Source organism: Wolbachia endosymbiont (group B) of Ablattaria laevigata, assembly GCF_964277395.1.
Classification (GTDB): domain Bacteria; phylum Pseudomonadota; class Alphaproteobacteria; order Rickettsiales; family Anaplasmataceae; genus Wolbachia.
Genome location: NZ_OZ195519.1, coordinates 12832 through 34470, shown reverse-complemented (window position 1 = coordinate 34470; position 21639 = coordinate 12832). Strand labels below are relative to the sequence as shown.

Below are 21639 nucleotides of genomic sequence, written 5' to 3'. Positions count from 1 at the left end.
GGTTCCTTTATGACGGCAGTGCCCAGAGGTGTCATCCCAGTCTGGGATCCAGAAAACTTAACTTTAAATAAGTGGCCGCACAATAAAGACTAGATTCCAGACTGGAATGACACCATAGAGGCACTGGGATGACATCCTTCCTAGTGGACTCAAATCACAATGTTCATACAGTTGTGGGCTTAACGGTATCTTTGCAGATACTATGGTAATTTACTCGGTAGATTTGCTAAGTGGCAAGATTTGTCCTGATATACTGCAGTCATCAGAAGCCAACTCTACGAATTTATTTGTTAACTTCTCAGGCGATACTAATTCAGATATATCTTTTCCCGAAAATGCTTGCTTATACATCTCACTATCGATAGGCTCTTCCGAATACACGGCATTTATGCATAAGTTCGTATGCTTTGTCTCAGATGCATATATCTTCACCATTACTTCTAGTGCAGCCTTACTTGCAGCATATGGTACCCAATATGGATAAGAGGAAGGAGAAAGTGTTATCTCTGAGGTCATGAATATCGCTCTTCCAGCATTAGACTTTTTTAGTATTGGACCCAAATTTTTTAGCAAGTACCAACTGGCAGTAAAATTTGTATTCATTACGTTCTGTAGATCTTCAAGCTCACAATCATGAACAGAGCTCAACTTACCTAAAATTTCAGTGCATGTAATCAGTATATCAAGTGTTCCAGATTCTGATAATTTTGGGCTTTCTATCATATTTGCCAGTTTTTCTACGTTTTCAAAGTCTAAAAGATCAAGCTGAATTAGTTTCACAGAGCCTTCTTTAAGCTCTTCAATTTCGTTATACAATGGCTTGAGATTATCAAGAGATCTGGAAATCAGAATTACACATGCACCTTCTTTTACAAATCTTTTTGCAACAGAAGAACCTATTCCACCTGAAGCTCCGGTAATTAAAGCTATTTTACCTTCTAAGTCACCCATTTCTTTCTCCTTAGCAAGATCTATTGAAATATTTTAGCTGAAAATTAAATTTTGCTCCATATATAAAAATTAAACTTAGCACATAAAAAAATAGTAACGATACTACCACACCACCTAAGCTTCCATATATCAAATTCAGTTGGTCAAAGGAAGCTTTTAAATATTGCTTGAAAGCTGAAGCAGAGATCGTCCAAAGAATAACAGCCACACAAGATCCGGGAAATACGTCTGATAAGTTTTGTTTTATGTTTGGCAATGTGAAATATAGCCAAGATACTATAGTAAAAAGCACAAACTCAATAAGTAAATATCTAGTATAACTTAGCCCTTGGTAAGAAAAATCAATTAACATTGGCACTAATGTAAAAAATACTATAGTCAGAGTTGTAACAAGCGTAATTACTAAAAATTGTAATATACTGAGCACCCTTCTCCATATATAAGGCGATGAAACCGGAACTTTATAGGCCTTATTCAATATCGTTCTAAATCCTTCAATTGTCGATGAGGCAGTCCAAACAGCGCCTACAATTGCCAAGGTTAATAAGCTTTGCGGAGGGCCTGATATTATCTCCCTAATACGTGGCATCAAAGATGATAAAATATCCTGTGGCATGTTATCAATAATAAATGCCCAGCCGACATTGTATTGATCTAAGAAATTTGCGAACGTTGATGCCATGGCTATTAAAACAATAAGAAAAGGAAATATTGATAACAGGATTAAAAATGATAGATACCCTGCATGCTCCACTCCATCATTATAAATTGTGTCAATTAAAGCACGATAAAGGCAATAAACGATACTATAAAATTTCTGTAGCACTTGTAATATAAATAAACTAAGAAAAGTATTCTAAATGAAATAAAGCATACTTTTAAGCAAAAAATCCTCACCGTTTACTTAAATTTAATCAAAATGATAGATAATCCAGCGTTAAATACGGAGGCATAATGAAAAATTTTCTTCTACTTGTAGCTTTAATTCTTTCCTTTGCATTTGATAATGTTTTTGCTGCTACTGTTACTGATGATGCAACAACCAATACAATATGCAAAATAGTAGGCTATACTCACGGTATAGGTGGGCCTATGATTACAATAGTGATAATAGGTGCAGCTTTGCTTGCGATATTTGGCAGAATGCCGTGGCCGGCGCTCTTTGCACTTGGTGCATTTACTGCTGTGTTTTTTGGTGCACCTGTAGTTGTTTCAAAAATAGTACCAGGTGGTGTGATTTGTAAAGATGGTGCAACTGCTTGCCCTGATGGTAAAACATGGAATCCAACAACAAATACATGCGCATAATAAGCATTAAAGCTTCAAAACATTAGCAAATGGTGCTTCTTAAAGAAGCACCATCATTGCACGAACTTGTGACTTAAGCCACCATAAAGGTGTTATTCGAGTAATCCCTCCCTTGTCATCCCAGTGCTTAACACTGGGATCCAGGAAATTTGATTAGATATTAAGTTTATGAGCATAGAAGCAGTTAATTTTATGTTAAAACACAACATTTTTGATGAGGCTGTATTAAGAGATGGATCCCAGCGTCAGCTACTCGGATGACACCATTTGCTACGCAATTTACTTTCAAAAATGAATGCTCGTACAGCTGTGTGTCAGCTACTTACATAACACCTCTCGAAAATTACTTTAGCTACAAATATTAAAAAATTTACCAAGCAAAAAAAAGCAAAAAAGTCCCCGTGTAACGAGTTTTAATAATTTAAATTGATAATGTGCTAACAAGCGTGATTTGGCTGAATGTAGAAAAAATTTAAAAAGCCGCTATAATTTTTATGTAATTTGCCAATAAATATTTGAGTTTTTTACTGATTTTTTGATTGAGCCTGCAGGTCAAAAATAAGGATAAATACTCTTATTATCATGGCAAGGGAGTTGGGGGAATTTGTAAAGTAATCTTTTTCGTTTGTATTCCCTTATGCTTGAGATAACTGCATGCAGGTTCATGGATCTCTTTACTCTTTAATTTCGATGAATTCCCTTTGAAGTTGAATATTGAAAATTAACTGGAGAATTGTGAATTACTTTGTATATGTGATAACAAGCCATGGCGCTCTCAGCAAAGCCATTTAGTATCAATTTTAGTTTGCCTGGATAAGTAGCTATATCTCCGATTGCATATATTCTATCTCTACTGGTTCTAAGTGTAGCTGGGTCGACAGTTATGCGGCCATGTTCTAACTCTATACCCCAACTGTTTATTGGCCAAAGATTCATTGACAATCCAAAAAATGGCAGCAGAAAATCAGTGGATATTTCTTTTTCTTCCTTAGAGGCAATGTTTTTTACTATCACTGCGCTCAACTGCCCATTACCTCCTGCTAGTTCGTGTAATTGATATGGCACTACCAGTTCTATCTTTCCATTATTTTCAAGTGATTCTAATTTATTTCTAGTTTCAGGAGTGCAGCGAAATTCCTTTCTCCTATGTATCACATAAATTTTCTTTGCAACTTTAGAAAGTTCTACAGTCCAATCAGCCGCAGAATCCCCCCCCCCTGCAATGACTATAGTTTTGTCCTGAAAATCAGAAATTTTATTTACATTATAAAATACAGATTTATTTTCATATTCTAATATACCACTTAAGGGTGGACGGTTAGGTTCAAACATTCCGTTACCTGCAGCAATGATAACGGCTTTGCATTTTACCTCTGTACCTATGTTCGTTATGATAGTAAAGTTTTCACCTTCGTTATTTGAAATCTTTTCCACTTTTTGACTTAAATGGTAAACAGGCTCAAACGGTGAAGCTTGCTCCATTAGTCGCTCAATTAATTTTTGGGCAGTAATTACAGGATAACCAGGTATATCATATATTGGCTTTTCTGAGTAAAGAGCTGTGCATTGTCCTCCTGCTTGATCCAAAACATCTATTACATGACATCTCATATCAAGCATTCCCGCTTGAAAAGCAGTGAATATTCCAACAGGCCCTGCACCTATTATTACGATATCGGTTTCCATATTCAGATGGTGATCTATTTATAGATATTAGCTTTCTTTGCTAACAAGGTCAATTTACAAAGGGATGTATTTTTAAAAGATGTGGCTAGATTAGATAAGATTTCCAGCGTTATGAACCACATAGTCCAAATAAGCTCTAAAAATCAGCTATCATAGCGAGATGCTGTGCGGACGGAATGGGATTCGAACCCATGGTACGCTCATCACGTACGTCAGTTTTCAAGACTGGTGCCTTAAACCGCTCGGCCATCCGTCCACCTCTTTTTTACCACAATATTTAATTTCAAGCAATCTATAAAAATCTTACTTGCCTACACAAAAGCTACTAAACACACTATCCAATATTTCCTCAACATTAATAATTCCAATTACTGCACCAAGTTCAAATGCAGCAAGCCTCAAGTCTTCAGATATCAACTCAATTGGATTATAGATATTAAAACGCTGTAAATGTTCCAGTGCTTTCTGCATGTGATTCCTATGTCTTTGCCGAGTAATCACAGGAGTATCTCTATCATGCCCAAATTTTTCCTTTGCCTTCTCTTTTATGAGAGAGATCAATTTGTTTGTACCTATTCCCTTTAGAATAGAAATGGGTAAAAGATCTATGCCATTAATTTTTATATTGTGATTATTGATAACATCGTCAGCTTTGCTCAATACATAAATAGTATCGCTATTTACAACGTTGCAATTGATATTATGACGCTGTTCAAAAGGAAATAGTTCTATTCTTAAATCAGCTTCAAAAGACCTTTTTTTCGCTCGACTTATACCTTCTGATTCTATTGGATCTGAACTCTCACGAATTCCAGCAGTATCAGAGAGAATGATTGGGTATCCACCAATGTCAATATGAGCTTCAAGTATATCTCTTGTTGTGCCTGCATATTCAGAAACAATAGCAATATCACGCTTGGCTAAGAAATTAAACAGAGTTGATTTACCGACATTTGGTTCACCAGTTATTACAATATGTAAACCCTCACGCAACCTTTCGCCCCGTCTATTATCATTTAAATGCTCTTGTATCAACTGCACGAGAGATTGCACTTCATTATTAATTTTTTCCAATTCACTTTTTTCTGCCCAAATGTTCTCTGGAAAGTCTATATATGCTTCGATTTTGGATTGTATCGTTATTAATCTTTGCCTCCAATTGCTGTATAGTCTCTCCAATTCTCCTGATATCTGCTTAATCGCTTGTTTAGCTTGCATTTTCGTCTCAGCATCAATTAAGTCTGCAATCCCTTCTATTTGCGTTAAGTCAAATTTACCATTTAGAAAAGCCCTAAGTGAGAATTCTCCAGGCCTGGCCATAACGAAAATTTTTGATAATTCCTCCAAGATGATTTTTATGACGGCCTTGCTTCCATGCACTTGTAACTCTATAACATCCTCGCCAGTGAAACTGTTTGGAGCAGGGAAATAGATGATTATTCCATTATCTATCAATTGACTGGAATCATCATATAGATCAACTAAAGTAGCAAATCTTGGTTTAATTTCTTTCTTAATATGAAAATGATTTAAAGCTTTAAGCGCGTAGTTGCCTGAAATTCTGACTACTGCAACTCCTGACTTACCAAATACGGTCGATAAAGCGAAAATAGTTTCATTTGTGTTTGTCATTATTGATATAAACTACTTAGCAATATTACACTTAAGAAACCAAAATACCTAAAAAGTCACCCAGGTGAAAATATTTATTTTGAAAACTGATAATATGATTTATAATGGCTGACACAAGTTTTAAATATTTTATGCTCAAGAAATTAGCTTGGTACTGGTCTTTTGTAGAGTTAATTAAAGGGTTTGTTATTACATTAAAATATATGTTTAAGCCAAAGGTTACTTTGAGATATCCTATGGAGAAGGGCCCGTTAAGTCCAAGGTTTCGTGGTGAGCATGCGTTGCGTAGGTATCCAAACGGTGAAGAACGATGCATAGCTTGTAAGTTATGCGAAGTTATCTGCCCTGCTCAATCAATAGTTATTGAAGCAGAGGAAAGAGAAGACGGTAGTCGCCGCACCACACGCTATGATATTGACATGACAAAATGCATATATTGCGGACTTTGCCAAGAAGCATGTCCAGTTGACGCAATTGTGGAGGGTCCTAACTTTGAATTTGCTACTGAAACAAGAGAGGAGCTAATGTACAATAAAGAAAAGCTATTGCGTAATGGTGAAGTTTGGGAAGAAGCAATTGCACTCAGGTTAAAAAAGAACAGGCCGTATTATTAACTAGGTATGTCAACAATTAAAATTTCTTACAGCAAGTATGTAATAGATCTCTTGTACAACTGTTATTTAACTGAAAGATCAGTAGCTCACCTTTTGGTGTCATTCCAGCGCGTGACGCTGGAATCTAGAAAAGAAAGAAACATGGATCCCAGTGTCAAGCACTGGGATGACAAAAGGTCTAATGAATGATAAAAGTTACCTTTTTATCCGAACAAAAAGTAAAAGAATACAGTGGTAGAGTCACTGGCTTTGATATATTACAACCGGATGCTTTGAGAGAAGCAATTGCCTTTAAGGTAAATGGTGAGTTGTATGATCTCTCACGTGAAATTGAATCTGATACAGAGATAGAGGTAATACAACTGAGTGACGAAGCGGGTTTAGATATAATAAGGCATGATGCTGCTCATATAATGGCGCAGGCAGTAAAAGAGCTCTTTCCTAATACTCAGATTACTATCGGGCCAACAATTCAAGATGGTTTCTACTATGATTTTGCTACAGATCGTGCCTTTACCACGGACGATCTTACTGCAATAGAAAAAAAAATGAAGGAAATTATAAAAAGTAACCACAGATTCGTCCGAGAAGTTTGGACTCGTAAGCAGGCAATTGATTTCTTTAGTGATATAGGTGAAAGATACAAGGTTGATATTGTCTCATCAATACCAGAAAACGAAAACCTAACTGTTTATAAACAAGGCAACTTTGTAGACCTATGTCGTGGTCCGCACTCACCATCAACTGGCAGAGTTAAAGCGTTTAAACTTATGAAAGTAGCAGGTGCATACTGGCGTGGCGATTCTAAGGGCCCAATGTTGCAAAGAATATATGGCACCGCGTGGAGAAATAAGGATGAATTAAATACTTATCTTAAACGTCTGGAGGAAGCAGAAAAACGCGACCACCGCAAAATTGCTAAGGATATGGACTTATTTCACATTCAAGAGGAAGCTGTTGGGCAGATTTTTTGGCATGAACAGGGATATACTTTATATAATGTTCTTGAGTCTTACATCAGAAAAAAGTTAATGAACAATGGCTACTTTGAGGTAAAAACACCTATTTTAGTAAGCAAAGAGCTGTGGGAAAAATCGGGACATTGGGATAAGTTTCGTGAAAATATGTTCATTATTGATGAATCTGAAAGTAAAAAGCTAGCAATAAAACCCATGAATTGCCCTTGTCATGTGCAGATTTTTAATTCTCACACCAGAAGCTATCGTGATTTACCGATACGTATGGCAGAGTTTGGCACATGCCATAGAAATGAAAGCTCAGGCTCATTGCATGGAATGATGCGAGTGCGTGGTTTTACGCAAGACGATGCACATATTTTTTGTATGGAAAAACAAGTGAATTCTGAAACTGTAAAGTTTTGTGACCTTTTAAAAGAAGTATATTCAGAACTTGGGTTCAATGAAATTTCTGTGAAATTTTCAGACCGTCCAGATACTAGATCAGGTAATGATGAAGTGTGGGATAGAGCTGAAAGAGCACTGCTTGAAGCAGTTAAAGAAGCAGGGCTTAGTTATGAACTTAATCCTGGTGAAGGTGCATTTTATGGTCCAAAGTTAGAGTTTGTTTTGAAAGATGCAATAGGTAGAAATTGGCAATGTGGAACGTTGCAAGTTGATTTTATTTTACCGGAGCGGCTTGGAGCTTTTTATATAGGAGCAGACGGACAAAAGCACCACCCTGTTATGCTACATAGAGCAATTCTTGGAACTTTTGAACGTTTTATTGGGATTTTGATAGAAAATTATGCAGGAAAATTTCCAATTTGGCTTGCTCCAACGCAACTTGCTATTCTGACCATTATAAATGAAGCTGATGGTTATGCTACTGAAATCAGCAATATTTTAAAAGAACAAGGTGTTAGAATTAAGACCGATTTGACCAATGAAAAAATTAGTTATAAGATACGCTTGCATAGTTCAAATAAGGTACCTATATTATGGGTTATAGGTAAAAATGAGATCATCAATAGAACTGTGTCAGTGAGAAATTTAGGGTCAGAAGAACAAGAGTCTTTTCCTTTGGAAAAGGCTACTGAATTGCTTTTAAAAAGTATTAATTTGAGTTAAGGGAGAAAAACTTGCAAGTTCAAAAGAATAATAAAAACAAAATTAATGAATTCATCACAGCTAAGGAAGTACGCTTAGTTGATCATAATGGTGAAATGGTTGGAATTGTGCCATTAAGACAAGCTTTGGAAGTTGCACAAGGTGTCAATTTAGACTTGGTAGAAATTGCACCTGATTCAACTCCTCCAGTATGTAAAATACTCGACTACAGTAAACAAAAATATGATGCAAAAAAGAAGGCAAGCGAGGCAAAAAAGAAACAAAGAGCATTAACTATAAAGGAAATTAAGCTGGGCCCCAATATTGATAATCATGACTATGAAACAAAATTGCGTCAAACAAGAGATTTTCTTATATCTGGGCATAAAATCAAGTGCACAATGAAATTTAGAGGTAGAGAGCTTATAAATACTGAGGTTGGAGTGGAAAAATTAGAACGGCTAATTCGAGATACTGAAGATATTGCAAAGGTAGAGCTAGCGCCTAAAAGGGAAGGAAATCAATATTTTCTAACTCTGGTTGCTAAGTAGTAAAACGACTTAAAAGTGTAAGTTAAGTTACTGCCCTATCTTCAATTACATGACGAAAATGTCTGATTAGCCCTTGCACTGGCCAAGCTGCAGCATCGCCAAGCGCACAAATTGTATGTCCTTCTATTTGAGTTGTAAGGTCAAGTAGCTTATCTACTTCACCAGGTTTAATATTTCCTGCTACCATTCTTCTCATAATTCTCCACATCCATCCAGTACCTTCACGACATGGTGTACATTGCCCACAGGACTCATGCATATAGAAATGTGATAATCTTTCTATTGCAGCTATTATGTCAGTTGATTTATCCATCACTATCACAGCAGCAGTACCAAGCCCTGATTGTACAGCTCTCAATGAATCAAAATCCATTTCAATAGTATCGCATATAGATTTTGGAATTAATGGTACTGAAGACCCACCAGGTATTACAGCAAGTAAGTTATCCCAACCTCCTCGCACTCCACCTGCATATTTTTCAATTAATTCACGTAGTGAAATTCCTAGCTCTTCTTCAACATTACATGGATTATTTACATGCCCTGAAATACAAAAGACCTTAGTGCCAGTATTATTTGGTTTACCAAGAGATGCAAACCACTCTCCTCCGCGATTTAGGATATCTGGAACCATAGATATAGTTTCAACGTTGTTTATTGTAGTGGGGCAGCCAAAAAGTCCAACACCTGCGGGAAATGGAGGTTTCATGCGAGGAAAGCCCTTTTTTCCTTCAATGGATTCGAGTTGAGCTGTTTCTTCCCCACATATGTAAGCTCCTGCACCCCTATGGATAAACACATCAAGATCATAACCTGACTTGCAGGCATTTTTTCCAATTAAGTTTTCTTTATAGGCTTCCTCAAGTGCTTTTTTTAGAACTAAATGTTCATTATAAAATTCACCCCTGATATAAATATACGCAGCTGATGCGCTGATCGCTCTGCCAGCCAGAAGAATTCCCTCAAGTAGCTTGTGTGGCTCATATCGTAATATGTTTCTGTCTTTACATGTACCAGGTTCTGACTCATCTGCATTGACTACTAAATATGCTTTTGGAGGATTTTTAGGCATAAAGCTCCACTTAAGGCCAGTAGAAAATCCTGCACCCCCTCGACCTCTTAAGCCAGATTTCTTTACTTCATCAATGATTTTTTCTGATCCTAAATCCAGTAATTCCTTTGTTTTTTGCCAACTACCACGTTTTTTTGCACCCTCAAGTAGTGGTGTTTCTTTACCATTTAAGTTTGTGAATATTTTGTCCTGTTCTTTTAGCATGCTTTTAAGATTCTAAGTGATCCCGACGCGATTCGAACGCGTGACCCACTGATTAAAAGTCAGTTGCTCTACCGGCTGAGCTACGGGATCATTTTATTTTTCAGCTATACTAAACAGTAATATAGTTTTTATCCATTTTAATCAAACTAAAATTTTCATGTGTGGTTAAATAAATTATATAATGTACTGTATTAGTGATAATTTAATTAAAAATTTTTGAAGGAAAACTTCTTGTTAATTCAAAGATTCATTTGGTAAAGCTGACGTACAACTCTAAAAAGATAGAGAATTATACATAAATGCAGAATTTGTGCACTATTTAGCAATAGCCTCACAAATAAATATTTCTTGCATTTCAGCCTGAGTGATTTATGCTTTAAGCAAAAGTTGGGGGCATAGCTCAGCTGGTAGAGCATCTGTTTTGCACGCAGAAGGTCAGCGGTTCGATCCCGCTTGCCTCCACCAATCCACAAACAAGAAAAGGGCGGTTAGCTCAGTTGGTAGAGCATCTCGTTTACACCGAGGGGGTCGGCAGTTCGAACCTGTCATCGCCCATTAAATGGAGAGTTTTTAGCCAAAATTTAAAATACAAAAATACACTAAAAACTAATCAAATAAACACGGTATCTCACTGTCAATATTTACCCATAAAAACTCTATTTTTACATAATCTATTAAGAATACTCTCTATTTCTCTACAATATAGGGTATTTTTCAACAATTTAGATAGAGTAAACAAGTCAATAAAAGAATTTAATTTGACAGTAGAGAGAGGTTTGTTTTGAAAAATATTTTAGATTGAGAAAAATTAGTGCTAAGTTGCAAAAATCTTTTTTTAACAGTATACTGTAATAACACTAAGGTACTAGTAGTGACAGGGATTACACAAGAAAAATACTCATCAAAAACTCTAGCATCAGAACTGCAAAATCTTCCAGAACCTAGAGCAAGTCTTAATTCAGCTTATGAAAGCAGTGATATTGATGAGAATATTATTTTAGAACTTCCACTCAATAATTTGCTTTGTCTATTAGAAGCTCCTAAAGATGGCGACGAAGGAAGAAATGCTCGGTCAGGGTATCAAACATGCATAGATTTTATAAGAACTCATTATATTGTAAACGAGCAAGAAATAAACTCTAAAAGTATAGCTCTTTTCATAATAGTCCAAACGAGGTAAAATAAGGTTTTATAGTAGTGAAGGTAAGGATGCCAGCAGCATATAGTTATAAAAAAAGCAATGGAAGCACTAGAAGAAGGAGAAAGCAGTGAAACGGTGGCAGCAAGATTTAAAATTGGAAGAACTACGTTATGGGAGTGGCAGCAAAGAAGAAAAGAAACAGGAGATTTTCAGTCAAAAAAACTTGGAAATGGAGGTTATAATCACAAAATTACTGACTGGAATAAATTTACTGAATTTGCTAAAAAATATGGTGGTATCGGAAATGGCTAAGCTTTGGAGCAATGTTAGTATCCCAACGATCCATCGAGCTCTTAAAAAAATTGGACTCACACGCAAAAAAAGACATATGGATACAAAGAAAGAAACGAAGAAAAACGCGCTGAATTTTTGAAAATTATAGCAACAAAAGAACCTCAAAACTTAGTTTATATAGATGAGTCTGGACACCGAGTTATGGATATTGCCAAAAGGGACAGAGGTTTTATGCTCTAAAATCTGGTAAAAAAATTCAACGAATCAGTATGATTGCAGCCTTAAACGGCAGAAAAATAGTTGTTCCGTTAACATTTGAAGGCCACTGTAATATGGATATCTTTAATAAATGGTTTGAGCAGTTTCTGACACCGATTTTGAAACCTGGACAAACTGTTATCCTTGATAATGCTACTTTTCATAAGTCTAATAAGATTTGCTAAAGGAGTTGGCGCAGAAATTTTATATCTACCGCCTTATTCTCCCGATTTTAACAAAATTGAGCATCATTGGTTTGCTATAAAAAACAGAGCTAGTCCTCTATTCACATCTTTTCGTCATGCTGTTGATTCCGCTTTTCTATAAGCTTTTCGGACTATTATGAAAAGAGCTATAGTATATCCAATCCAGGAATTTTGTCAGTAACTGCCAGTTCTTTTCACTTGAGCGATGCAACAAAGCCCACTGGGATCCAGCCTGTTTTATCTTTTATCATAGAATGAGACGTTCAGCATATTCATCTTTTTCCATTACCATATCATAAACAATCATTCCATGGGAGCGCATAATTTCAGGTGTATCATCACGAATCAATTTATCAATCTTGAAATAATTTTCTTTATACTTCCTTTGACGGATATCAAAACTTTATTTGGTAAAATCAAACCGTGACTTTCGATTTAACCCAATTATACAATTTACTCATTTTACCATCTTGACCGAGCATTCCAGAGTTATTTTTATAAAAAGTGTCAACTATTAGCTTGATAGAGCCTATGGCAGCAGAAAATACGGGATTTTTATCATACTCGCCATCAAGGCCACTGAGAGACTCAGGGCATCCAATGCGGACTTGTTTGTTGAATATATAGCTTGCAATCTCTTTCATGCTTGTGAGTTGACTGGTTCCACCTGTGAGCACTACTTTATTGATTGGATCTTTTTGTTCTTGAAATTGTTCTCTTACCAGTTCAAATATCTCCTCAACTCTAGGTCTTATGATGTCAATAAGTTCGGACTTGGGTACTCGAGTCGGTTCATCATTTTCACTGTTTTGCAGTGTAATATATTCGTTCTCATCTATTGAAGTTACGACAGTGCTACCGTATAGTATTTTTATGCGTTCAGCATGCTCTATACTTGTGCATAGTCCATAAGCTATATCTCGAGTGATGTGAATGCCGCCAATTGGAATGCTGCTTGTGTATATAAGCTTTCCTCTCTTAAAAATTCCAATTGCAGTACACCCACCCCCTATGTCAACAATGGCAGTTCCTAGCTCTTTTTCATCTTCACTTAGACAGGCAAGGCCTGCAGAATATGCGGAAGCAATACAACCAGCCATACTTATCCCGCTATTATTAGTTATACAATTTTCAATGTTGGTAAGCGCTGGACGCGAAGCAGTGACGACATTAACATCAGCAGATAGTCTTTTTCCGTACAATCCACCAACCTCTTTTATATCAGTCATGTCATCCAAGTGATATTTCAGTGGTATATTGTGAATGATAACATTTTCTTCGATATATTTCTCAAACGTCTGAAAGACTACACGTTTTATATCTCGGTCTGAAATTTCGTGATTAGCTGCAATAATTTCGTTATATACGTTAAAAGATGAGACTCCACATCCGGCTACATTCACATATATCTGGTCTATAGTCTCTTCTGATACTTGCTCAGCTAAACCTATAGTTGATGAAATAGAGTAACTTGCATGCTTTGCATCAGTTATTGATCCACCGCTTATACCTTCTGCACTTTTATAACCCGTTCCTATTATTTTATAGCTGAAGTTGCTATTGATCTTAACAATGAGACAGATAATTTTTGTTGTACCTACGTCTAAAACGGCAAAAACATTTCGCTTTGGTTTTATTATTACTGCAGAGTACATTAGTTGACCTTATGACACAATTCCATTCAAATTGTAGCTTCCTTTAATAATTTATATTTCTATTAAAAATACAGCAACATTTTAATATACCCAAAATACTGTACAAAGGAAAAAATAAAACATAAAATTTTAATTTTATGTCTAAATTGCCAATTGTAATTGCCCCTGATGAAAGGTTAACTACACGTGCCAGTGAAGTAATAGATATAACCGATAAAATTAAAGAATTAGTAAACGACATGTTCGAAACTATGTACTATGCAGAAGGTCTTGGTCTTGCTGCAGTACAAGTTGGAGTGCTGAAGAGAATTTTTATCATGGACGTTCAGCCAGAGAAGGCTGAAGATGGGCCAGCAGGATATGAATCAACTGGCAAATTTTGCATGATTAACCCTGAAATTACAGAATTATCGGGTGAACAAGTAATTCTCAAAGAAGGGTGCCTTTCAATTCCAGAGCAAAGCCATGAAATTAAGCGTCCAAAATATTTAACTGTGAAATATAAAAATTTAAATAACGAAGAACAGACGCTAAAAGCTAGTGGTTGGCTTGCAAGGTGTATTCAGCATGAGTTAGATCATTTAAATGGTATATTATACGTTAGACATTTGTCTAAATTGAAGTACGATATGGCTATGAAAAAAGCTCAAAAGGTTAAGAGGCACTATGAACAATGAAGATCTAGAATTGTTGAAGTTCTATCATGAAGTGGGTGTTGACTGCACGCTAACTGAAGGTGAAGAGGAAAAAAAAGTGGAAAATGAGAGAGCTACACAGTCTTCTGTCATCGAGCAGAAAAAAGCCATGTTCCCAAGTGACTGGATCATTGAAGCAAGGAAGCTTGCAAGTGAATGTGGTAGTGTAGATGAACTAAGAAGTGCAGTTAAGTCATTTGAGGGTTGTGAAATAAAAAAAACTGCAACTAATACTGTTTTTTCCGATGGTAATCCAAATGCAAAAATCATGCTTGTTGGTGAAGCACCAGGAGCAAATGAAGACCTGAAAGGCATACCATTTTGTGGTGCAAGCGGAATGCTGCTCGATAAGATGCTCGGTGCAATTAATCTGGACCGCACTAAGGTATATATAAGCAACACCGTGTTTTGGCGTCCACCAGGTAATAGAAAACCAACTGATCTAGAGCTTGATATGTGCAGACCATTTGTTGAGAAGCATATTGCTCTTGTTTTACCGCAGATTCTGATTTTTGTTGGAGGAATCGCATGTTATAGCCTTCTTGATAACACAAAGACTATATCGAACTTGCGTGGCAAATTTCATACTTATACTAACCAATATTTATCTCATGCAATTACCACAGCCGCTATATTTCATCCAGCCTATCTACTTCGTCAACCAGCACAAAAACGCTTAGCTTGGGAAGATTTAAAGAAGATTAGAGAATATCTTGATAATACCAATAACCACACGGACGTTTAGCTCACTACTCGTTGTCATCCCAGTGCCGGCTAATTGCATTAAATATTGAAAAATTTACTAAACAGAGAAAAAGGCAAAAGAAAATCTATCAGCTACTACCTATTTTTTTAATTGGCGTTTTTCATTGTATTAAATGCTTTGATAAGCGCATTTTAGCTTATGTGGGTAAAAGTTTTATAAAGACATAGAGTGCACATAGTACAAAAAATTAAACATCAAGTATATTGAGCTTTTTGTCTTTTTATCTGCACAGACTGAAGATAAATAATATATCTTCACCCTTATTTTAAGGAGAATGGCGGAGTCCGTCAAGTAACTCTTGCCGTTGCTATAGCTGCTTGAGTTCCTGTAATCACAATGTTGGTGCAATGCACGCATGGAATTTTATTTACTCTATAATATGTTGGTTTATAGTAGTACTAATGCAGAAATAAAGGGAGGAGACATTGGAAAGCAATATAAAAAAATTGAAAGGAAATTTTTTAGAACAAGCAATTAGAGTAAATCATGCTGGCGAATATGGAGCCATTTGCATTTATTCCGGTCAAAAATTTATTCTTAAAAAATCTTCCATAATTGACAAAATAATTGAAATGGAGGAGCAGGAAAAAAAACATTTCCACTATTTTAATGAGAAAATCAAGGAGCAAAGAGTTCGTCCTACTGTTTTGTTGCCAGTTTGGGGTGCTTTAGGGGTATCACTTGGTGTTGTAACTGCCATGATGGGTAAAAAAGCCGCTATGGCTTGCACTGCTGCAGTTGAAGAAGTGATCGGAGAGCACTACAAGGAGCAAGTCTTACATTTAGAAGATGGGGAATTAAGAGAAACTATAAGTAAATTTCGCGATGAGGAATTAGAGCACAGAGATATTGCAATTCAGCACAATGCCGAAAGCGCACTTGGCTACAACGTTTTATCTTTGTTCATAAAAACAAGCTGCAAAGCTGCTATTTACCTCTCTAAATTGATTTAATCAATCACTATTTGACAACCAACCACATTTGCCTTTAGTTCTTGTGCTAATTGCTGCCCCATATCCTCTACTACAATCGAATGCGTATGAATGTTTATAATTAATTTCTTAATTATTATCCTAAAAATACATTAATTTAATTCCCTATTAGAGTTTTCTTGTTGTTGTAAACATGTTTGCATAAGACTAGTAGATGGAACGTTTTTAATAGTCTGAGTTAACTCCTCAGGAATATTTTCAAAACTCTTGCCCATAACTTCTAAAACACTTTTCCCCTGTATAAGACAATTCCCTCCAAAGCTTGATTTGTTTTCTAACTTGCTAAACCTTATTTTGCTTTTCTCATCAATTTCTACTACCATTTTGTTACCATCTTTCCGTAGATAAATACTAATCTCTCCTATTTTAGTAGTAAAAAATATTTCAATACCACCTTTTAAGATATCTGTGTAATTTCTTTTTCCATCTTCTGTAATTTCAACTTTTACTATACTTTCCTCAATCTGAAATATGCCAACTTCTAAATCCTTAGCTTTTTCATTATTTAAAGTTCTCGCAGTTTCAACAATACTACCTTGTGGATACTTAATATAAAAATATTTATTATCTACTTCTACTTCAAGATCATATTTATCAATTTGCTTGTTATTTTCTTTCACAATACCTTCATATGCTAGACCCTCTAGCATTTTTTTCTTACTCTTACATTGTTCGTTAAGATCATTTAAATAATTAGAGCCGTAATATCCGCCTTCAATATCGCTATAAAAAGATAATCCTTTTTCTACCCCACCTTTTAACACTAAATTACGAGTGATCTTTTGTATGATATTTTTTGTAGTTGAATTGTGTGGATTTGCATGAAAGCGATTAATTAATTCTTCCATTTTTTCAAATATAAAATTTGTTACAGTCTTATTATCCTTACCGTAATATGAGTTTAATCTTATTCCTTGATTTAAATAACCCTCTATTATGCGTTCCATGTACTTTAAAACGCTTTCTTGCTCATCGTGTTCTGTTATACCTTTTATCATCTCATCACAAAATTTTTTAACTAGAATTTGTTCATCCGTAGTCAATAGTATTTGCAATTTCGTAGAAGATGAGTCTCGCTCAAAAAGATAAATTACTGACAATTCTTCTGCTCTTTTAATAAAGTCATAACTTCTTAGATATTCTGCAACATCTTTGTTTTTTGCGTACCTTTTCTTGATTAAATCCATATGCCTATCTTTACGACTTATAGTCGGTAATTTTGGATTTGATGAACTACTCTGTTGACTATTGAAGAAGCTGTTAGAGAACTGTTCAGGCTCTAAAATAAGATTACTTTCACCTTGTTTACCCACTTGCTTAGACATATTATATACCATAACCACTAAAACTTTTTAGTGATTACTTCAATACATAGATAAGTCAATAAAAATATCTTTTTCTCTTCAGTGCTAAAAAATTGTCAAAAATCTCAAAATTGGTTAATTGCATATAACCTACTTTCTGGTATACATCAAAACTACCGTAGAAAGCTTCAACTTTGAAAGGGATTAACAAATAAAATTCTTGTATTTTGCCTCTACTAAAGTACAATCAGGCTTTATTTAATATTTTTCATGCTTGATGAAGTACATGAGGAGTGCGGGGTATTTGGCATAAGTTACAACCAAAGTGCTGCTTTTAACTCTATACTTGCTCTCCACGCTTTGCAGCATAGAGGTCAAGAGTCTTTTGGCGTAGTAACCAGTAACAACGATAAGCTGCACTCTTATCACTTTCAAGGCCAAGTGAGCAGTGTATTTGATGATATAGATGAAATAAAGAAATCCTTACCTGGAGATTGTGCAATAGGTCATGTTCGATACTCAACAAGTGGTAGTAAATTTGGAGTGCAGCCCATGTTTGGCAAAAGTGGCAAATTTGGGGATTTTGCCATAGCACATAATGGTAATTTAATTAATATTTCTCCGATACGCGAACAATTAATTAAACAAGAGTGCGTTTTTCAGTCAGATATTGATACAGAAGTAGTAGTGCATCTGACAGCAAGCAGTGAAAAAGATAGCTTTTTAGAGAGTTTTATATATGCATTAAAGCAAATACAAGGTGCTTATTCTTTTGTGGCAATCAATCAAGAAGTAGTTATTGGAGTACGTGATCCATCTGGAATCAGGCCTCTTGTTTTAGGAAAGTTAAACGGTTCTTACGTTCTTGCATCTGAAACTTGTGCTCTTGATATAATAAATGCAGAGTTTATTAGAGAAATAGAACCAGGCGAATTAGTTACCATCAGTTCGGATAGTAAGCTAGCCTCAATGTTTCCTTTCCCACAGCAAAAATCAAGTTTTTGTATTTTTGAATACGTTTACTTCTCGAGACCAGACAGCATAATGGAGAAGAGGTCCATATATGATATAAGAAAAGAAATAGGAAGAATACTTGCAGAAGAGAGCCCACCAAAAAACAATGTAGATATGGTTGTACCAATACCTGATTCTGGAATACCTGCAGCTATTGGATATGCAAAGCATTCAGGATTACCTATGGAACTGGGGATAATTCGTAATCATTACATAGGAAGAACTTTTATACAACCCACCGCTGAAGTACGTAAAGTTAGAATAAAATTAAAATTCAATGCTAATAAGCACACTTTGAAAGGCAAAAACATAATTTTAATAGATGATAGTATAGTGCGTGGTAGTACGCTCAGAAATATAATAGTTATGCTAAAGGATGCAGAAGTAAAAGAGATTCACCTCAAAATTTCAAGTCCACCAATTAAGCACTCTTGTTTTTATGGAATAAATACACCAGATTGCAAAGATTTAATTGCTGCGACTCAATCTATAGAAGAGATAAAGGAAAGTATAGGAGTAGATAGCTTAGCCTTTTTGAGTATTGATGGGCTATACAGAGCTGTTAAAGCAGAAAAACGTAACAATGCTACACCGCAATATTGTGATGCTTGTTTCACTGGTGACTACCCAATTGGTAAGTAATCTATTATTAATGAAGGTGAGGTTTTTTCTATGTTATATTAACAGTTTTAAAAATAGATTTTTTGCATAACCATATAGTTTTTGCCTGGGCGTCATTTGAGTGAAAACTACTTTACAAATTTCGTCATTCCCTTTACTATGATACTAAGAGTATTTATCCTTATTTTTGACCTGCAGGCTCAATCACAAAATCAGTAAAAAACTCAAATATTTATTGGCAAATTACACAAAAATTATAGCGGCTTTTTTTATTTTTTCTACATTCAGCCAAAACGCGCTTGTTAGAACATTATTATAGCGCCAATTTACATTATAAAACTCGTCACACGGGGATTCTTCTGCCTTTTTTCTTCGTTTGGTAAATTTCTTAATATTTATAGCTAAAGCTTCAGGCTAGCACTTGATGCTGGGATCCAGCTTTCATTAGAAACGTTGATTACTTTTATGCTAATAATTTTACTACTCTGCTGAACGGATACAATTGAATATAGTATAGTCTTCTGTTCTGACGAGAATAGTTTTATTCCATCCATCAAAAAATGCTAAATTGAGGTATGTATCACCCTTATAGGGCTTGTGAATTTCAGTTATAATAAATTCTGAGATTAGGTTATGCTCTAAAAAAAGGTGTGCTATTTGTGCCCCACCAATCACAAAGACTTGAGAACTACTTTGAATTGACAGAAATTCTTGCATGGAAGAGACAACAGTACATTTTGGACCTCTATTAAAACACTTGTTACGGGAGAAAACAATAGGTGTACGATTCTTTAGTATGCTTTGAGGCACGGTTTCAAATGTCTTTCTTCCCATAACAATAACTTGTTTGTCGGTTACTTGACAAAAGTGCTTAAACTCACTTGGATAATGCCAGGGCAAATCATCATTTATTCCAATTACCCCATTAGGGTCAACAGCCATAATTCCAATAATCTTCATCCCTGTAAGGCAGCTTGGGCTACAAAAAATCTCATGTGGTCACGTACATTATGCACTCTAAGGAAATCAACCTTATTGTGCAGTATAGCAGATGTAGCAATTGTTTCTAAATCTCTATTAGAGGCAGGCTCTGTGGAAAAAGAAGAAATAAATGACTTTCTAGAATGGCCAACTAAAACCTTGCAGCCAAAATTTTGTAAAGTTTCTATACTGCGTAAAATCTGAATATTCTGATACATAGATTTGCCAAAACCAATACCAGGATCAATAATTATTGAATTTTCATCAAAACCCAGGCCTAGTAGTTTGTTAATGCTCTTCTCTGCCCAATTATTTATGATATCAATTGGGTCAGTGTCATGTGGAATAATATTGTCCTTATGTGGTGGTATCGAAAGTGAATGCATAATAACGACACTACACCCACTGCTAGCAACTTCTTTTAAGGTATTACTACTCAGATCTCCCTTCTGATCATTTACCCAGGCAATATTGTAGTGCTTCAAAACGTTTAAAATAACGTCTGGCCAAAAACTATCAATGCTGACTTCAATATCACCATTTTTCATATAGTCGCTAAGATTATCAAGTACTGGTTTTAGACGTTCATACTCTTCCTCTGGTGTCTTTATTGAAGCTCCAGGCCTTGTTGATTGAGCTCCAAGATCAACTATGCTTGCACCATCTGATACCAACTGCAATGCCTGCTTGGTTGCTCGATTCGCATCATAATAAAGACCACCATCTGAAAATGAATCAGGGGTAATATTGACGATACCCATAAGCTTTGGTGAAAGCGTAAAACTCTTTGAAAAACATTCTTGAACATTGAAAGCAAAAGTTTTGTTAACCATTGCCATCAAGTGGAGCAAAAATGGTCTGTGTACCAATTCTGGATGAGGAATTTTAAGGTCAGGTGTATCAAGCGTTAGATCATCCCATAACAAAATATCTAAATCAATAACACGAGGTGCCCATTTTTCGTAGACTTGTGGACGACCAATGTCACATTCAATTTGTTTTAAGCCTTTTAGTAGCTCCTCAGGAGAAGAAGAACAACTTCCATAGACAATCATGTTAAGAAATGGCTTGTTCCAATCAGGTGGAGCACCATTTGGTAAAATAGCCTTAGTTTCTAGAATGATCGAAGACTTTAAGTCTTTTAAATAGCGCTTCTTTAGTAACTCAGTAGCTCTTTGTAAATGGGAAAGGCGATTCCCTATATTTGATCCAATAGAAATATAGATCATTCTTGCAATTCATTACAGTAAGTAAAAAAAACGCCCCCATGCACACCAGGAACTGGTGGTGCGATTTTGTGAGTAGTCACCCTGACAGAAGAAATAATATGCTTCTTTCGCAGCAAAAGGTTATTAATGGCTCTGTATATCTCATGAGTTAAATGCTCGATTAAATTAAATTGCTTGCCCTGAACAAGAGATTGAATATTTTGCACTACTTCCAAATAGCAGATAGTATCTTTAAGTTGATCAGTTGTAAGCCCTGAAGGAGGAGATTTAAAAGTGAAATCAACGTCAATACTCACCAATTGGGGAGAAGACTTCTCTTCTGCACTACATCCCAAATGAACCCAAAGCCGTAAATCAGATATAAGAAGATTACATGCTACCACTGAATTTAGTATCTAC

At 35.6% G+C, this 21639-nt stretch carries 19 protein-coding genes, 4 tRNA genes and 1 pseudogene; 12 read left to right on the top strand and 12 right to left on the bottom strand.

From position 1 onward, the window contains the following. Nucleotides 1-210: 210 nt before the first annotated feature. Nucleotides 211-951 (bottom strand): SDR family NAD(P)-dependent oxidoreductase, encoded by a 741-nt coding sequence (locus ACICP1_RS00205; protein WP_265041910.1) that lies wholly within the window; start codon nt 949-951, stop codon nt 211-213. Between the two features lie 10 nt (nt 952-961). Beyond that, entirely contained in the window at nt 962-1777 is an 816-nt protein-coding gene (locus tag ACICP1_RS00200; RefSeq protein WP_264682477.1) for a YihY/virulence factor BrkB family protein, read from the bottom strand. Nucleotides 1778-1905: 128 nt separating this feature from the next. On the opposite strand from ACICP1_RS00200, the gene ACICP1_RS00195 reads away from it, so the two are divergent. Next, complete coding sequence (locus ACICP1_RS00195; protein ID WP_395460861.1) at nt 1906-2259, top strand: TrbC/VirB2 family protein; 354 nt, start codon at nt 1906-1908, stop codon at nt 2257-2259. 681 nt (nt 2260-2940) lie between these two features. Here the strand turns inward: ACICP1_RS00195 and ACICP1_RS00190 are convergent. The 3 genes from ACICP1_RS00190 to mnmE all read right to left on the bottom strand — a co-directional run bounded on the left by ACICP1_RS00190 (nt 2941) and on the right by mnmE (nt 5577). Beyond that, a complete protein-coding gene (locus ACICP1_RS00190; RefSeq protein ID WP_265041907.1) occupies nt 2941-3945 on the bottom strand; it encodes an NAD(P)/FAD-dependent oxidoreductase in 1005 nt (334 codons plus the stop codon). A 168-nt stretch (nt 3946-4113) separates the two neighbouring features. Then, nucleotides 4114-4201 (bottom strand) — tRNA-Ser (locus ACICP1_RS00185). Nucleotides 4202-4248: 47 nt separating this feature from the next. Beyond that, nucleotides 4249-5577, bottom strand: a complete 1329-nt coding sequence (gene mnmE, locus ACICP1_RS00180; protein ID WP_264376016.1) for a tRNA uridine-5-carboxymethylaminomethyl(34) synthesis GTPase MnmE — start codon at nt 5575-5577, stop codon at nt 4249-4251. A 131-nt stretch (nt 5578-5708) separates the two neighbouring features. Between mnmE and nuoI the strand changes: the two genes are divergently transcribed. The 3 genes from nuoI (at nt 5709) to infC (ending at nt 8808) form a co-directional block, all read left to right on the top strand. Further along, nucleotides 5709-6191 carry an NADH-quinone oxidoreductase subunit NuoI gene (gene nuoI, locus ACICP1_RS00175; RefSeq protein WP_395460860.1) on the top strand — a complete coding sequence of 161 codons (483 nt, stop codon included), beginning with the start codon at nt 5709-5711 and terminating at the stop codon, nt 6189-6191. Between the two features lie 185 nt (nt 6192-6376). Further along, a complete protein-coding gene (thrS, locus tag ACICP1_RS00170; RefSeq protein WP_264704515.1) occupies nt 6377-8278 on the top strand; it encodes a threonine--tRNA ligase in 1902 nt (633 codons plus the stop codon). A gap of 11 nt (nt 8279-8289) precedes the next feature. Further along, on the top strand, nt 8290-8808 hold the full coding sequence (infC, locus tag ACICP1_RS00165) for a translation initiation factor IF-3 (RefSeq protein ID WP_010404127.1): 519 nt from the start codon (nt 8290-8292) through the stop codon (nt 8806-8808). Between the two features lie 22 nt (nt 8809-8830). Here the strand turns inward: infC and nuoF are convergent, their stop codons facing one another. Together nuoF and ACICP1_RS00155 are read right to left on the bottom strand one after the other, a co-directional pair. Next, nucleotides 8831-10084, bottom strand: coding sequence for an NADH-quinone oxidoreductase subunit NuoF (gene nuoF, locus ACICP1_RS00160; RefSeq protein WP_064085745.1), 1254 nt, complete (start codon nt 10082-10084; stop codon nt 8831-8833). Between the two features lie 17 nt (nt 10085-10101). Next, a tRNA-Lys gene (locus tag ACICP1_RS00155) sits at nt 10102-10174 on the bottom strand. A 299-nt stretch (nt 10175-10473) separates the two neighbouring features. On the opposite strand from ACICP1_RS00155, the gene ACICP1_RS00150 reads away from it, so the two are divergent. The 4 genes and pseudogenes from ACICP1_RS00150 (at nt 10474) to ACICP1_RS00135 (ending at nt 12104) form a co-directional block, all read left to right on the top strand. Further along, nucleotides 10474-10549, top strand: a tRNA-Ala gene (locus ACICP1_RS00150). Nucleotides 10550-10566: 17 nt separating this feature from the next. Beyond that, nucleotides 10567-10639: transfer RNA gene (locus ACICP1_RS00145), tRNA-Val, on the top strand. A 316-nt stretch (nt 10640-10955) separates the two neighbouring features. Beyond that, nucleotides 10956-11264, top strand: coding sequence for a hypothetical protein (locus ACICP1_RS00140; protein ID WP_264704516.1), 309 nt, complete (start codon nt 10956-10958; stop codon nt 11262-11264). 29 nt (nt 11265-11293) lie between these two features. Further along, a pseudogene (locus tag ACICP1_RS00135) lies at nt 11294-12104 on the top strand (IS630 family transposase). A gap of 295 nt (nt 12105-12399) precedes the next feature. On the opposite strand, the gene ftsA reads toward ACICP1_RS00135, so the two are convergent. Then, nucleotides 12400-13638, bottom strand: coding sequence for a cell division protein FtsA (gene ftsA, locus ACICP1_RS00130; protein WP_010403853.1), 1239 nt, complete (start codon nt 13636-13638; stop codon nt 12400-12402). A gap of 137 nt (nt 13639-13775) precedes the next feature. Here ftsA and def point away from each other — a divergent pair, with 137 nt between their 5' ends. From def to ACICP1_RS00115, 3 genes are all read left to right on the top strand, one after another. After that, a complete protein-coding gene (def, locus tag ACICP1_RS00125) occupies nt 13776-14315 on the top strand; it encodes a peptide deformylase (protein WP_007302315.1) in 540 nt (179 codons plus the stop codon). Beyond that, nucleotides 14305-15078, top strand: coding sequence for a uracil-DNA glycosylase family protein (locus ACICP1_RS00120; protein WP_264682893.1), 774 nt, complete (start codon nt 14305-14307; stop codon nt 15076-15078). Before def ends, ACICP1_RS00120 begins: the two co-directional genes overlap by 11 nt. Before the next feature lie 446 nt (nt 15079-15524). Further along, nucleotides 15525-16052 (top strand): demethoxyubiquinone hydroxylase family protein, encoded by a 528-nt coding sequence (locus ACICP1_RS00115; RefSeq protein WP_007302313.1) that lies wholly within the window; start codon nt 15525-15527, stop codon nt 16050-16052. A gap of 131 nt (nt 16053-16183) precedes the next feature. Here the strand turns inward: ACICP1_RS00115 and ACICP1_RS00110 are convergent, their stop codons facing one another. Further along, nucleotides 16184-17416: a hypothetical protein gene (locus ACICP1_RS00110; RefSeq protein WP_395460859.1), complete on the bottom strand. Its 1233-nt coding sequence runs from the start codon at nt 17414-17416 to the stop codon at nt 16184-16186. A 249-nt stretch (nt 17417-17665) separates the two neighbouring features. Between ACICP1_RS00110 and purF the strand changes: the two genes are divergently transcribed. Continuing rightward, on the top strand, nt 17666-19051 hold the full coding sequence (gene purF, locus ACICP1_RS00105; protein WP_395460858.1) for an amidophosphoribosyltransferase: 1386 nt from the start codon (nt 17666-17668) through the stop codon (nt 19049-19051). Between the two features lie 459 nt (nt 19052-19510). On the opposite strand, the gene ACICP1_RS00100 is transcribed toward purF, so the two are convergent. The 3 genes from ACICP1_RS00100 to ACICP1_RS00090 are packed head-to-tail and all read right to left on the bottom strand — an operon-like array spanning nt 19511 to nt 21623. Continuing rightward, entirely contained in the window at nt 19511-19990 is a 480-nt protein-coding gene (locus ACICP1_RS00100) for a dihydrofolate reductase (protein WP_264682892.1), read from the bottom strand. Then, nucleotides 19987-21240, bottom strand: coding sequence for a dihydropteroate synthase (gene folP, locus ACICP1_RS00095; RefSeq protein ID WP_395460857.1), 1254 nt, complete (start codon nt 21238-21240; stop codon nt 19987-19989). Before folP ends, ACICP1_RS00100 begins: the two co-directional genes overlap by 4 nt. Continuing rightward, the gene (locus tag ACICP1_RS00090; RefSeq protein WP_052264775.1) at nt 21237-21623 is read right to left on the bottom strand and encodes a dihydroneopterin aldolase; all 387 of its coding nucleotides are present in this window, start codon (nt 21621-21623) and stop codon (nt 21237-21239) included. Before ACICP1_RS00090 ends, folP begins: the two co-directional genes overlap by 4 nt. Nucleotides 21624-21639 lie beyond the last annotated feature (16 nt).

Excerpts from the sequence above, each read along its gene's own strand:
- ACICP1_RS00205 (WP_265041910.1), bottom strand. The coding sequence starts at position 951 with ATGGGTGACTTAGAAGGTAAAATAGCTTTAATTACCGGAGCTTCAGGT.
- ACICP1_RS00195 (WP_395460861.1), top strand. The coding sequence starts at position 1,906 with ATGAAAAATTTTCTTCTACTTGTAGCTTTAATTCTTTCCTTTGCATTT.
- ACICP1_RS00190 (WP_265041907.1), bottom strand. The coding sequence starts at position 3,945 with ATGGAAACCGATATCGTAATAATAGGTGCAGGGCCTGTTGGAATATTC.
- mnmE (WP_264376016.1), bottom strand. The coding sequence starts at position 5,577 with ATGACAAACACAAATGAAACTATTTTCGCTTTATCGACCGTATTTGGT.
- nuoI (WP_395460860.1), top strand. The coding sequence starts at position 5,709 with ATGCTCAAGAAATTAGCTTGGTACTGGTCTTTTGTAGAGTTAATTAAA.
- thrS (WP_264704515.1), top strand. The coding sequence starts at position 6,377 with ATGATAAAAGTTACCTTTTTATCCGAACAAAAAGTAAAAGAATACAGT.
- nuoF (WP_064085745.1), bottom strand. The coding sequence starts at position 10,084 with ATGCTAAAAGAACAGGACAAAATATTCACAAACTTAAATGGTAAAGAA.
- ftsA (WP_010403853.1), bottom strand. The coding sequence starts at position 13,638 with ATGTACTCTGCAGTAATAATAAAACCAAAGCGAAATGTTTTTGCCGTT.
- def (WP_007302315.1), top strand. The coding sequence starts at position 13,776 with ATGTCTAAATTGCCAATTGTAATTGCCCCTGATGAAAGGTTAACTACA.
- ACICP1_RS00120 (WP_264682893.1), top strand. The coding sequence starts at position 14,305 with ATGAACAATGAAGATCTAGAATTGTTGAAGTTCTATCATGAAGTGGGT.
- ACICP1_RS00110 (WP_395460859.1), bottom strand. The coding sequence starts at position 17,416 with ATGTCTAAGCAAGTGGGTAAACAAGGTGAAAGTAATCTTATTTTAGAG.
- purF (WP_395460858.1), top strand. The coding sequence starts at position 17,666 with ATGCTTGATGAAGTACATGAGGAGTGCGGGGTATTTGGCATAAGTTAC.
- ACICP1_RS00100 (WP_264682892.1), bottom strand. The coding sequence starts at position 19,990 with ATGAAGATTATTGGAATTATGGCTGTTGACCCTAATGGGGTAATTGGA.
- folP (WP_395460857.1), bottom strand. The coding sequence starts at position 21,240 with ATGATCTATATTTCTATTGGATCAAATATAGGGAATCGCCTTTCCCAT.